This window comes from Chelativorans sp. Marseille-P2723, assembly GCF_902809845.1.
Lineage (GTDB): Bacteria > Pseudomonadota > Alphaproteobacteria > Rhizobiales > Rhizobiaceae > Chelativorans.
Genome location: NZ_CADDWI010000013.1, coordinates 968,614 through 980,543 on the forward strand (window position 1 = coordinate 968,614; position 11,930 = coordinate 980,543).

Genomic DNA, 11,930 nt, shown 5'->3' on the forward strand with positions numbered 1-11,930 from the left:
GCAAAACCGGTGCAGTGCCATGGCAAGCGGTATCAGAATCGAAGCCTTTCTGGAAATGATGGCTGCGGAACGAGGCGCCAGCGATAACACGCTGGCCTCCTACAGACTCGACCTTGAGGATGCCGCCGCCTTCCTGGCTTCCAGGGGCCTCAGCCTCCATGCAGCCGACACTGCGTCCATCCGCCTCTATCTCGAAGATTTGGCGAAACGCTGCTTCGCGCCGAGCACGCAGGCCCGGCGGCTCTCGTCGCTACGCCAGTTCTTCAAGTTTCTCTATGCGGAAGGACTGCGCCAGGATGATCCTACCGGCATTCTCGACAGTCCAAAGAAGGGGCGTACGCTGCCGAAAGTGCTGAGCGAGACTGAGATGGAACTGCTTCTGGAGCGTGCCGCCGAGGAAGCGGCGGAAGCTCCGCAGGGAACGCCTGAACGCCTTGCCGCACAGCGTCTTTCGACGCTGCTTGAAATGCTCTATGCCTCGGGAATGCGGGTCTCCGAGCTTGTGAGCCTGCCTGTCACCGTTGCGCTGCGCGACGAAGCATTTTTCACGGTGCGCGGAAAGGGCGCGAAGGAGCGCATCGTTCCTCTATCGGCGAAGGCCCGCGAGGCACTTGCGCTGTGGCTTGCCGAGCTGGCGCGCCATGCTGAGCTTTCCGAAAGTCCATGGCTTTTTCCTGCCGCTTCAAGGAGCGGTCATCTGTCGCGCCAGGTTTTCGCACGCGATCTGAAGGGGCTGGCCGCCCGGGCCGGCATCGCTGCGGCTAAGGTCTCGCCCCATGTGCTCCGCCACGCCTTCGCCAGCCATCTTCTTGAGAACGGTGCAGATCTGCGGGCGGTTCAGCAGCTTCTCGGCCATTCCGATATCTCTACCACGCAGATCTACACCCATGTCATGGAGAAACGGCTGCGGGACCTCGTGCACAATCACCACCCGCTTGCCGACTAGGCATATCATCGTTATGTGAGGCAACCCGTCCACGGCAGCGATACACCGCACAGCAGGCCCCTCTGTGCTGAACCTGCAAGAGTCATGTGTTCCGATTTGGCGAGTTGATGTACAACTATCTCGATTTTGAAAAGCCGGTTGCCGACCTTGAAGGCCAGATTCTCGAACTGAAGAAGCTGTCGGAAAGCGGCGAAGCCGTGGATGTCGCCGAGGAGATCGCCCGCCTGGAGAAACGCTCCAGGGATGCACTGCGCGAACTCTATAAGGCTCTAACGCCGTGGCAGAAGGCGCAGGTTGCCCGTCATCCCGACCGTCCCCATTGCCTGGACTATGTACGGGCGCTCTTCACCGACTTCGCGCCGCTGGCCGGCGACCGTTCCTTTGGCGAGGATGAAGCGGTCGTCGCCGGTTTCGGCCGCTTCAAGGGCGAGCCGATAGCAATCATCGGGCAGGAAAAGGGGAACGATACCCAGTCTCGCCTTAAGCATAATTTCGGGATGGCTCGGCCGGAGGGCTACCGTAAGGCCGTTCGCGTGATGGACCTGGCGGACCGCTTCAACATTCCCGTCGTGAGCCTCATCGACACGGCCGGTGCTTACCCTGGCATCGGAGCGGAGGAGCGGGGTCAGGCCGAGGCAATTGCTCGGTCCACCTCGAAATGTCTCAGCCTCAAAGTGCCTAACATCGCAGTCGTCATAGGCGAAGGCGGTTCCGGAGGGGCGATTGCCATCGCCACGGCGAATCTCGTCTATATGCTCGAACATGCAATATACTCCGTGATCTCTCCAGAAGGGGCGGCCTCCATCCTGTGGCGCGATGCAACGCGCGCAAAGGATGCTGCTACCAACATGAAGATCACCGCGCAGGACCTGCTCCTATTGAAAATCATTGACGGCATCATTGCTGAGCCGATCGGCGGCGCTCACCGTGCCCCGGAAGCGGTGATCCGCGCAGCGGGGGAAACCATCGAGAAAGGCTTTGCCGACCTTGCTGCTAACGTGTCGGATTATCGCACGCACAGAAGGGAGAAATTTCTCGCCATCGGCCGCAATCTGTGATGTTTCGCTGCTGCCTCGTCGTGAAAGATCAAGGTGGACAAGCGATGCGCAGGTCTACGGCAAATTCGTCCGTGTGTGTGGATGATGCTGCCCATCCTTGCGTTTCTGCGTTGTTCGATGATAGTCCTTGCGAATTGGGTGGTTGTCGGTAACTCTTTCTAAAGCCTGTGGGGGTTTATCTGCCCGGACGTTTGTCCGCTTCCATGACGGAGGAGGGGCATGTGAACCGAGTAGAGACGATCGCATGAAACGCCGTCTTGCATATGCCTCCGTGCTTTCCATATCCCTCGTTCTGGCGGGGTGCAATGGATCCCTTGAGGACATCGCGCCGAAGGCGGAGCGTCCGCTACCGGAAAGGGTCGTCCGGGTGATGGCGGCCAAGAATATGAAGAAGGATGCGCCGATCATGATGCGCATCTTCAAGGAAGAGGGCGAACTGGAGGTATGGAAGCAGACCCGCACCGGGCGCTATGAACTCGTAACCGGTTATGAGATCTGCAAGTGGTCGGGTAAGCTTGGACCCAAGTTCGTGGAAGGAGACCGCCAGGCTCCTGAGGGTTTCTACACGGTAAGACCGGAACAGATGAACCCTTGGTCCAGCTATCACCTGGCGTTCAATATCGGCTTCCCCAATAGCTATGACCGTGCCAATGGCCGCACCGGCCAGCATCTCATGGTGCATGGTGCCTGCTCATCTGCAGGGTGCTATTCGATGACCGACGAGCAGGTGGAAGAGATTTATGCCTTCGCCCGCGACGCGTTTAGAGGCGGTCAGAAATCCTTCCAGATCCAGGCCTTCCCTTTCCGGATGACGCCGGAGAACATGGCGCGCTATCGTAACGACCCGAACTATCCTTTCTGGGCGATGCTGAAGGAAGGTTACGATCATTTCGAGGTCACGCGAACGCCGCCCAAGGTGGATGTTTGCGAAAGACGGTATGTTTTCAACCGCATAGCCGATGAAGGCTACAGCTTTGAGCCTACGAAGGCGTGCCCTCCTTCCACGCAGCCTGCATCCATCGCAATGGCTTACCAAGCTTACAAGAAGAGGCAGGACCTCGCCTTTGCCAGGGCGGCCGAAACGAAGCGGAACAAGGTGACGAAGGCATCCATTCAAAGCATTGATGAGGCGCTGCTGGTGGCGGATTGGAGCCGCCGCCGCGCCCGGGGAGAAGAGGTGGGCACACAGCCTCCTTCGTTGACAGCGGCCGCGGCTGTGCAACCTGAAGCCGTGCTGATGTCGACGCCCGTTTCGGCATTTGCCGCCGACAGCCCTGCTCCCTCACCAATCGTGACCGGAACGGTCACCGAATCGCAGACCGAAGTTGGTGCGCCGCCGGTCGAGGAAGCGTCCAGCACCGCTGGCAGGGCACCTGGTCCCATGGGCCGCCTCCGCTCGCTTCTGGGCGGTAGCTGAGATCTCCGCGTTGAGCGAAATCTATGATCTGAAGGGGCTCAAATGCCCTTTGCCGGTCTTGAAGGCGCGCAAGCGGTTGCAGGGTATGGCGCCCGGGGGGCGCCTGTGGCTGGAGACGACGGATCCGCTGGCCACAATCGACATCCCAGCCTTCTGCAATGAGGACGGGCACCGCCTGATAGAAACGCAAACCGTTCCCGGCGGGCACCGCTTCCTCATCGAGCGCGGCGCAAGCTAGATGCCGAAAGCTGCCCTTCCGATCCCAATAAAGGACGTCCCGTTTTAAAGGCGCCAAAGAGGTAAAGAGGTTAAGGTACTCTGCTTGCCGGGAACGAAGACTGGATTCGGATATAACGCGAATGAGCTTCGCGTGGCGGTCAGAAACGGAAGCCGCCAATAGCCAGCGGATTATTCTCCAGCGCAGTGCGATCCGGCGTGTCTACGGCCGGTCGGCTCGTAAAGGCTGCAAAGATCTGGTGAATGTAATCCGTATCGAGGCCATGCCCGATGACGACCAGCCGCGTTTGCCGCGCCGCACCCTCCGGCCAGTGCGCAAGCCGTTCGGGCGCATGCAATAGCCTTTGCGCCCCATGCACGATGAGCGGCTGGTCCGGTTGTTCGGCAGTCGCCACAATGCCTTTGATGCGCAGGATTTCCTCACCCTGCTGGGTGGCAAGAAGATCGAGGAAACCCTCGATGGCCTCCTGCGGAATTGCCTGGTCGTGTGTCAGTGAGACGCTGCTGAATTCGGTGTGATGATGCGTACTGTGGTTGTGATTGTCATCATGGGCGCAGCCCATCGCCAAAGTACCGCGAAAGGCGGTAAGGCCATCGTCCAAAAGCGTTGCGGCGGCGGCCTCCCGACCATCGAGAAGCTCAGCGCGCGGATTAAGGGTGCGAAGGCGCGCCGGCAGATCGCCGCTTCCGGCTGCCATCTCCATCTTGGTGCAAATGATGCGATCAGCCACAGCCACCTGGCTGCGCGCAACTTCGAAGGCGTCGAGGCTGGCTGCGCCGTTCACCATGTCCACTACCGTGATGATCCCTGCAAGCCTGCAGGAGCTGGCGAGAATTGGATGACCCGCAAGCATTTGCAGGATCGGCACGGGATCGGCCAGGCCGCTCGTCTCGACAATTGCGCGCCGTGGCGGCCGTCCACGCTGGAGAAGCATGGTCAGCGTGTCGGCCAGTTCTCCGCGTACGGCGCAGCAGAGGCAGCCGCCGCCAAGTTCGACGACGCCATCATCCGCCTTTTCCACCAGAAGGTGGTCTATGGCGACATCGCCGAACTCGTTGACGATCACGGCCGTATCGGAAAGTGCCGGGTTCCTGAGGATACGGTTGATCAGCGTCGTCTTGCCCGCACCGAGGAAGCCCGTGAGCAGGGTGACTGCGATGGGTTGCTCTATCTGCATCTATCTGCCCGGTTGAGCGGCAGTGCCGCGATATTCAGGCCGCGGGGTAGGGATCGGCACCCTTGCCGCGCCGCTTGCCCGCGCCGCAACCGGCGCGGTCGTGACGAGGCCTACCGCTGCCAGCCTTGGCTCACGCGTCATTTCACGCACATGGGGCGAGTTGAGGATGAAGCGGCCATCATTGTCCCGCAACTTCGCCCGTGCGGCCACCGCCTCTGCTGAGCAGATTTCCGAGCGCATGTCGATCGCGGCCTGCGTTGCGGAAGGGCTGGGCCTTAGGCTCGCAAGTCGTGGGGTGGAAAAGCCAGATGATTTGAACCCTTGCGCGAGAAGTTCAGCGGCAAGCTCCGTACGCTCTACTTGGGATCGGGCGCCGAGCACGATCGCAGCCAGGGTGCGCCGCCCCCGCGTTGCGGTTGCGACAAGGTTGAAACCTGAAGCGCAGATATAGCCGGTTTTCATGCCATCGGCTCCATCGAAGCGGCCAACCAGGTGGTTCGTGTTTCTGAGGACGGACTTTCCGTGTCTCAGCCCTTCGATGGAAAAATAACCGGCATATTGAGGAAACTCCGCCCGGATCGCGCGAACCAGAAGCGCAAGGTCGCGAGCGGTGGTGTACTGGCTAGGACTGTGCAGGCCATGCGCGTTAACAAAATGGCTTCCGCTCATGCCCAGGCGGCGGGCTTCGGCATTCATGAGCGCTGCAAAAGCATCTTCCGAACCGCCAATGCTCTCCGCAATTGCGGTGGCCACGTCGTTCGCCGACCTGACCAGGATGATCTTGAGCGCATCATCGAGGGCCAATACGGAGCCCGCCGGATAGCCCATCTTGCTTGGGGGCTCCCTTGCCGCCTTTTGCGAGATGACCACCGGTGAATTGAGCTGGAATGTACCGGTGTCCACCGCCCGGAAAGCCACATAGGCGGTCATCAACTTGGTCAGAGAGGCCGGATACCAGCGCTGATGGACATCTTTGCCGGCAAGAACGCGCCCGTTGCTTACATCGAGAAGAACATATGGTCCGGCCTGCGCCGGAATCACTGCAAACAGCGCAAGCAGCGCTGTCAGCAGGATGGTGGGTCTGTTTCGCCAAGGCCGCATGGAATTTTCCACTTCCGAGTTGCTTGCCCCCTGCCGCGTTCCGTAAGATGACCGCGGGAGTCTCAACGAAAGAGTTACACATCACCGAATTTCCCTCCTTTAACCTATGACCCGCTTATGGCAAAGCCCCGCTGATAGGATGCTCGGGTTTGTCCCGCCTGTTGCAATTCGCAAGGAAACAAAAATGCCGATCATCAACCGTGCAGCCGAGCTTCATATCGAGATAACCGGCTGGAGGCGGGAACTGCACCGCAGGCCTGAAATTCTGTTTGCCGTGCACGAAACCGCCGCCTTCGTGGAGACGAGGCTCAGGGAATTTGGCTGCGACGAGGTTCACACCGGCATCGGCCAGACGGGAGTTGTCGGCATCATACGCGGCAGCCGGGGCGCGGGTCCCTGTATTGGGCTGCGCGCCGACATGGATGCGCTGCCGCTGACGGAGGAGACCGGCAAAACATACGCATCCGTCATTCCCGGCCGGATGCATGCATGCGGCCATGACGGCCACACGGCGATGCTTCTGGGAGCTGCCAAATATCTTGCCGAGACGCGCAACTTCGCAGGCACGGTGGCCGTGATCTTTCAGCCGGCAGAGGAGGGCGGAGGCGGCGGCAGGGAGATGCTGAAAGACGGCCTGATGGAACGCTTCCGGATCGAGCAGATCTTCGGCATGCACAACCTGCCGGGCCTCCCAATTGGGCATTTCGCTATCCGCCCGGGCCCGATCATGGCCGCGACAGCCGAATTCAACATCACCGTCCAAGGCAGGGGAGGACATGCGGCCATGCCTCACCGGACGGTGGATCCCGTGGTTATCGCCAGCCAGATCGTGATCGGGCTGCAGACGATCGCAGCCCGATCAGCCGATCCACTGGAATCGGTTGTTGTTTCAGTCACGAGGATTCACGGCGGCTACGCCCACAACATCATTCCAGATAAGGTTGAACTGTCCGGCACTGTGCGCACCTTGAAAAAGGAGATGGCCAGGCTGGTCGAGAAAAGGCTGAGCGCCATTGCGGAAGGGATTGCCGCAGCGCACGGGGCAAGAGCAGTCGTCAGCCACGTTTCCAACTATCCCGTCACGGTCAATCATGCAGCTCAGACCGAATTTGCGGCAAATGTGGCACGGGAGGTTGCCGGCGACGCCAATGTTGACACTGCTGCCCCGGCCATGATGGGGGGCGAAGATTTCTCCTACATGCTAGAGACGCGGCCCGGGGCCTTCATCTTCCTGGGCAATGGCGACAGCGCCGGCCTGCACAGCCCGGCCTACGACTTCAACGACGAAGCCATACCTTATGGCGTCAGCTACTGGGCGCGCTTGGCAGAAACCGCGCTTGCGGGATGATGACGGTAACAGCGTGGCTTGCAAATCTTAATGCAAGGCGGTCCGGTTTCGGCTTGGCGGAGCCGACGTTCCGCGCTAAAACCGCACCGCATACCCTAGGTCCCGTAGCTCAGCAGGATAGAGCATCAGATTCCTAATCTGAGGGTCGCAGGTTCGAATCCTGCCGGGATCACCACTAAGCTATTGATATTTTTAAACGTCTGTCAGTGCGTCACTTGCCTGATTGCGCCAATCAGACTGTTGTATGTACTAAAGTGTACCCGATGGGAGATGTTGCAGACACCCGATCTAAGCTCGCAGGCTCGAACCCAGCAGGGAAAGGGGTCATCCATTTTGGTTTCCGTCGGCCTATATCTGCGCGGCAGTCTGTTCGTCACGCCATTGCCGTACGCGGCGCCGCTTGTTTACGAGCGAGGCCACAATGACGCCGATCGTCACGATGCCGACCAGTATGGTGCTGATGGCGTTGATCTCCGGGGTAACGCCGAGACGTACCTGGCTATAGATCCGCATGGGCAGGGTCGTCGCGCCAGGGCCGGAGGTAAAGCTTGCGATCACCAGGTCGTCGAGCGACAAGGTAAAGGCGAGCATCCAGCCGGAGATGACAGCCGGGAAGATGACGGGCAGCGTGACCTGGAAAAAGGCTTTCACGGGGGTTGCGCCGAGATCCATCGCCGCCTCCTCCAGCGAGCGGTCGAAGGACAGAAGCCGCGACTGAACCACCACGGCAACGAAGCACATGGAAAAGGTGATATGTGCGAGGGTAACTGTCATGAAGCCGCGCTCAAAGCCAATCGCCACGAACAGTAGCAGAAGCGAAAGCCCGGTGATCACCTCCGGCATGACGAGAGGCGCAAACACCATGCCTGAAAAGAGCAGCCTCCCGCGGAACCGCGTATAGCGCGTGAGCGCAACGGCGGCCATGGTGCCAAGGACCGTCGCGACCGTGGCCGAGATGAAGGCGACCCGCGCCGTCACCCAGGCCGCGTCCATCAGCCCGCGATTGCTGAAAAGCGAGACATACCATCGTGTGGAGAACCCCGCCCACACGGTAACCAGCCGAGATTCGTTGAAGGAGTAGATAACGAGCAGGATGATGGGCAGATACAGGAAAGCGAAGCCCAGAATGAGGGCAACAATGTTGAATCGTCCCCATGTACCCGCCATCGTCAGTTCTCCTCTTCTCTGGCGCGGGCTTGCGCTCGCTGGAAATAGGCAATCGGCACAACGAGGATCAGCAGAAGAATGATGGCGACCGCCGAGGAAACCGGCCAGTCGCGATTGGCGAAAAACTCGTCCCAAAGGGTCTTGCCGATCATGAGCGTGCGCGAGCCGCCCAGAAGATCGGGGATGACGAACTCGCCCACGGCCGGGATGAAGACCAGCATGCAGCCGGCGACAATACCTGGAAGAGAAAGCGGCACCGTGATCTTCCAGAAGGCGCTGATCGGCGTGCAGCCAAGGTCCTCCGCCGCCTCCACCAGCGAATAGTCCATCTTTTCAAGCGTGGCATAGAGCGGCAGCACCATGAAGGGCAGGTATGAATAGACAATGCCGATATAGACAGCGGCCGTGGTGCCGTGGATGATCAAGGGCTGGTCGATCAGCCCGAGGAAGAACAGGAACTGGTTGAGCAGCCCTTCCGGTTTCAGGATGCCGATCCAGGCATAGACGCGGATCAGGAAGCTGGTCCAGAAGGGCAGGATCACCATCATCAGGAGCACTGGCCGGAGCGAGTGTGGAGCACGCGCCATGCCGTAGGCCATCGGGTAGCCCACCAGAAGCGTAAGCAGGGTGGAAACCGCCGCTATCTTGAGACTGGACAGATAAGCGTTCACATAGAGCGGATCGTCCAACAGCCAGCCATAATTCTCGAAAGAAAGTTCGCGCAAGCCCCTGAGGAGGCCCTCGATGCCTTCATTGAAGCGGAAGACTGGCAGGTAAGGGGGAATGGCTATCGCCGATTGCGAAAGTGAAATCTTGAAAACAATGAAGAAGGGGACGAGGAAAAAGACCAGCAGCCAAAGATAGGGCACCGCGATGACGAGCCGGCTGGCGATGAATGCGAGAAACCGGCTCATGCTGCTGCGGAACAGACGGAATGCTTCTGCCTGAAGGCGAAGCCTGTGACCAGAGTAGGCGGTAGGGGACGCTGCTTCTCCATCTTGGCCTTTCTCGTCCCGGAGGTCTGGTCAGCGGATAAGAACAATGCCCGCGTCGGGCGCGAAGGAAATCCAGGCGCGGTCATGCCAGGTCAACGCATCCTCGATCCTGCGCAAGCTGTTAAGGACGCTGGCTTTAACAAGACGCCCATCGTTCAGTCGGATGTTGTAGACCGTCATATCGCCAAGATAGGCGATATCCCAGACCTCACCTTCCATCGCATTGACAGCGCCGTCCGGGCGCTCCCGAGTCACCTGAACCTTTTCCGGCCGGACCGCCAGCCAGGCGGTCGTCCCGGCTGACGCATCGCCGCCATTGTCAAGGCTGAATTCCACGCCGCTGCGATCGCGGATCCGCGCCCTTCCTGCCGCCGCTTCCAGCACCTCTCCTTCGAACATGTTGATGGCGCCAACAAAGTCGGCGACGAAGCGGGAGGCCGGCGCTTCGTAGATCTGCGCGGGAGTGGCAACCTGCATGACCTTCCCGCGATCCATGATAGCGATGCGATCGGCCATGGTCATCGCCTCTTCCTGATCGTGGGTCACCACAACGAAGGTGAGGCCAAGCTCCTGCTGCAGGTCCATCAGCTCGAACTGAGTGGCTTCCCTCAGCTTCTTGTCCAGCGCACCGAGCGGCTCGTCGAGCAGCAGAACCTTCGGACGTTTGGCAAGCGAACGCGCCAGCGCAACCCGTTGCCGCTGCCCGCCCGAAAGCTGATGCGGCTTGCGTTTTGCAAACTGCTCAAGCCTTACCAGTTTCAGCATCTGCGCGACTCGATCGGCGATCTCGGCCTTTGGCATGCGGTCCTGCTTCAGGCCGAAGGCGATATTCGCCTCCACAGTCATGTGGGGGAAGAGGGCATAGGATTGGAACATCATGTTCACTGGGCGTCGATAGGCGGGCACGCCTAAAAGATCCTGCCCATCAAGAAGGATGCGTCCGCTGGTGGGCTTCTCGAAGCCCGCCAGCATGCGCAAGAGCGTGGTCTTCCCGCAGCCCGAAGCACCGAGCAGAGCAAAAAACTCACGCTCATAGATCGTCAGCGACAGATCGTCGACGGCTGCGAAATCGCCAAAGCTCTTCGTGACGTTCTCGAAACGGATATAGGGCTCCGCGTTCGGATCAAGCCAGGGCGCAAAGCTCCGCCGCGTGCTGCCCAGCGATTCCATTTCACATGTCCCACTGGCGCAAGGCTGCTATTGACCCGTCACAACTCTCGTCCACAGGCGCGTGACGAGGCGTTGGGTGCGCGCGTCGTAAGGCAGTGGCGTATAGAGTTTTTCCATGGTTTCGGCGTCCGGGTAAACTGCTGGATCGTCCAGCACCTCTGCATCGAGAAACTCCTGCGCAGCCTTGCTGCCATTCGCATAGAAGACGTAGTTCGATGCTTTCGCGATCACCTCGGGGCGCAGGATGTAGTTTATGAATTCGTGGGCCTCTTCCACATGGGGTGCATCGGCAGGGATCGCCATCTGGTCAAACCACATCTGCGCGCCTTCCTTCGGGATTACATAGGCTATCTCGACGCCCTGGCCCGCCTCGGCGGCACGGTCCCGCGCCTGGAAGACGTCGCCCGAATAGCCGACGGCCACGCAGATGTCGCCATTGGCAAGCGCGTTGATATATTCGGACGAATGGAACTTCCGGACATGGGGGCGGATTGACGAAAGAAGCTCCTCCGCCTTTTCAAGATCGGCCGGCTCGGTGCTGTTTGGATCGATGCCCAAATAGTCGAGCGCGGCGCGAACGATGTCAGAGGAGGCGTTGAGCATGTGGACACCGCAACCTGCTACTTTCGCGATCGTCTCCGGGTCGAAGACGAGGCTCCATGAATCGATCTCGTCCGTTCCCAATGCTTCCCGGACCTTGTCCACATTGTAGCCGATCCCGACAGTGCCCCACATATAGTTGACGGAATATTCGTTGCCCGGGTCATAGACCGCAGTCTGGCGTTCGATCACGTCCCACATGGTGTCGAGATTGGGCAGCTTCGTCTTGTCCAGCTTCTGGAAGACGCCGGCTTCTATTTGCCTTCCCATGAACTCGCCAGAGGGCACCACGACGTCATATCCCGTTCCGCCGGCCAGCAGCTTGGTCTCAAGGATTTCGTTCGAATCGTAGACGTCGTACACCACCTCTATGCCGGTCTCGGCGGTGAACTCCTCAAGAATTTCCTCGTCGATGTAGTCCGACCAGTTGTAAACATGGACTACACGCTGTTGGGCCGCGGCAGCGGAGGCAAGGATCGCTGCCGTTGATACGACGCATACAAGGGCGGCTTTTCTCTTCATCGACAGACTCCTGATCATGACCTTGCCCGATCTGCTTCCCGCGGGGCGACCGGCGTTGCGGCAAACCTATTGTCGTTTTAACAAGCCGACAAGCATGAATGCATGATTTTCAGCGCTACAGGAGGGCGGCATCGGCGACAGCCGGGGCGAGGGGTACTTGGGCGAAGCAGGCGGGGTGCTGTGCGGCCGTT

The 11,930-nt window shown here is 59.8% G+C and carries 11 protein-coding genes and 1 tRNA gene; 6 read left to right on the forward strand and 6 right to left on the reverse strand.

Features of this window, described 5'->3' with window-relative positions; all coding sequences use genetic code 11:
• The first annotated feature begins 19 nt into the window (after positions 1 to 19).
• From HUS57_RS15905 to HUS57_RS15920, 4 genes are all read left to right on the forward strand, one after another.
• On the forward strand, positions 20 to 946 hold the full coding sequence (locus HUS57_RS15905) for a site-specific tyrosine recombinase XerD (RefSeq protein WP_173934861.1): 927 nt from the start codon (positions 20 to 22) through the stop codon (positions 944 to 946).
• Between the two features lie 107 nt (positions 947 to 1,053).
• A complete protein-coding gene (locus tag HUS57_RS15910; RefSeq protein ID WP_173934862.1) occupies positions 1,054 to 2,004 on the forward strand; it encodes an acetyl-CoA carboxylase carboxyltransferase subunit alpha in 951 nt (316 codons plus the stop codon).
• A gap of 244 nt (positions 2,005 to 2,248) precedes the next feature.
• The gene (locus HUS57_RS15915; protein WP_173934863.1) at positions 2,249 to 3,421 is read left to right on the forward strand and encodes a murein L,D-transpeptidase family protein; all 1,173 of its coding nucleotides are present in this window, start codon (positions 2,249 to 2,251) and stop codon (positions 3,419 to 3,421) included.
• A 1-nt stretch (position 3,422) separates the two neighbouring features.
• Positions 3,423 to 3,659 carry a sulfurtransferase TusA family protein gene (locus HUS57_RS15920; RefSeq protein ID WP_173935230.1) on the forward strand — a complete coding sequence of 79 codons (237 nt, stop codon included), beginning with the start codon at positions 3,423 to 3,425 and terminating at the stop codon, positions 3,657 to 3,659.
• 139 nt (positions 3,660 to 3,798) lie between these two features.
• On the opposite strand, the gene HUS57_RS15925 is transcribed toward HUS57_RS15920, so the two are convergent.
• Both HUS57_RS15925 and HUS57_RS15930 read right to left on the reverse strand, forming a co-directional pair.
• A complete protein-coding gene (locus HUS57_RS15925) occupies positions 3,799 to 4,836 on the reverse strand; it encodes a GTP-binding protein (RefSeq protein WP_173934864.1) in 1,038 nt (345 codons plus the stop codon).
• Complete coding sequence (locus HUS57_RS15930; RefSeq protein ID WP_173934865.1) at positions 4,837 to 5,937, reverse strand: D-alanyl-D-alanine carboxypeptidase family protein; 1,101 nt, start codon at positions 5,935 to 5,937, stop codon at positions 4,837 to 4,839.
• 184 nt (positions 5,938 to 6,121) lie between these two features.
• Here HUS57_RS15930 and HUS57_RS15935 point away from each other — a divergent pair, with 184 nt between their 5' ends.
• Positions 6,122 to 7,285 (forward strand): M20 aminoacylase family protein, encoded by a 1,164-nt coding sequence (locus HUS57_RS15935; protein ID WP_173934866.1) that lies wholly within the window; start codon positions 6,122 to 6,124, stop codon positions 7,283 to 7,285.
• A gap of 98 nt (positions 7,286 to 7,383) precedes the next feature.
• Positions 7,384 to 7,460, forward strand: a tRNA-Arg gene (locus HUS57_RS15940).
• A gap of 173 nt (positions 7,461 to 7,633) precedes the next feature.
• Here the strand turns inward: HUS57_RS15940 and HUS57_RS15945 are convergent.
• The 4 genes from HUS57_RS15945 to HUS57_RS15960 form a co-directional block, all read right to left on the reverse strand.
• Positions 7,634 to 8,452 carry an ABC transporter permease subunit gene (locus tag HUS57_RS15945; RefSeq protein ID WP_173934867.1) on the reverse strand — a complete coding sequence of 273 codons (819 nt, stop codon included), beginning with the start codon at positions 8,450 to 8,452 and terminating at the stop codon, positions 7,634 to 7,636.
• 2 nt (positions 8,453 to 8,454) lie between these two features.
• Positions 8,455 to 9,366 carry an ABC transporter permease subunit gene (locus HUS57_RS15950; RefSeq protein ID WP_173934868.1) on the reverse strand — a complete coding sequence of 304 codons (912 nt, stop codon included), beginning with the start codon at positions 9,364 to 9,366 and terminating at the stop codon, positions 8,455 to 8,457.
• 111 nt (positions 9,367 to 9,477) lie between these two features.
• Positions 9,478 to 10,617: an ABC transporter ATP-binding protein gene (locus HUS57_RS15955; protein ID WP_173934869.1), complete on the reverse strand. Its 1,140-nt coding sequence runs from the start codon at positions 10,615 to 10,617 to the stop codon at positions 9,478 to 9,480.
• A 27-nt stretch (positions 10,618 to 10,644) separates the two neighbouring features.
• Positions 10,645 to 11,739, reverse strand: coding sequence for a polyamine ABC transporter substrate-binding protein (locus tag HUS57_RS15960; protein ID WP_173934870.1), 1,095 nt, complete (start codon positions 11,737 to 11,739; stop codon positions 10,645 to 10,647).
• Positions 11,740 to 11,930 lie beyond the last annotated feature (191 nt).

Excerpts from the sequence above, each read along its gene's own strand:
- HUS57_RS15950 (WP_173934868.1), bottom strand. The coding sequence starts at position 9,366 with ATGAGCCGGTTTCTCGCATTCATCGCCAGCCGGCTCGTCATCGCGGTG.
- HUS57_RS15935 (WP_173934866.1), top strand. The coding sequence starts at position 6,122 with ATGCCGATCATCAACCGTGCAGCCGAGCTTCATATCGAGATAACCGGC.
- HUS57_RS15960 (WP_173934870.1), bottom strand. The coding sequence starts at position 11,739 with ATGAAGAGAAAAGCCGCCCTTGTATGCGTCGTATCAACGGCAGCGATC.
- HUS57_RS15915 (WP_173934863.1), top strand. The coding sequence starts at position 2,249 with ATGAAACGCCGTCTTGCATATGCCTCCGTGCTTTCCATATCCCTCGTT.
- HUS57_RS15905 (WP_173934861.1), top strand. The coding sequence starts at position 20 with ATGGCAAGCGGTATCAGAATCGAAGCCTTTCTGGAAATGATGGCTGCG.
- HUS57_RS15945 (WP_173934867.1), bottom strand. The coding sequence starts at position 8,452 with ATGGCGGGTACATGGGGACGATTCAACATTGTTGCCCTCATTCTGGGC.
- HUS57_RS15955 (WP_173934869.1), bottom strand. The coding sequence starts at position 10,617 with ATGGAATCGCTGGGCAGCACGCGGCGGAGCTTTGCGCCCTGGCTTGAT.
- HUS57_RS15910 (WP_173934862.1), top strand. The coding sequence starts at position 1,054 with ATGTACAACTATCTCGATTTTGAAAAGCCGGTTGCCGACCTTGAAGGC.
- HUS57_RS15930 (WP_173934865.1), bottom strand. The coding sequence starts at position 5,937 with ATGCGGCCTTGGCGAAACAGACCCACCATCCTGCTGACAGCGCTGCTT.
- HUS57_RS15925 (WP_173934864.1), bottom strand. The coding sequence starts at position 4,836 with ATGCAGATAGAGCAACCCATCGCAGTCACCCTGCTCACGGGCTTCCTC.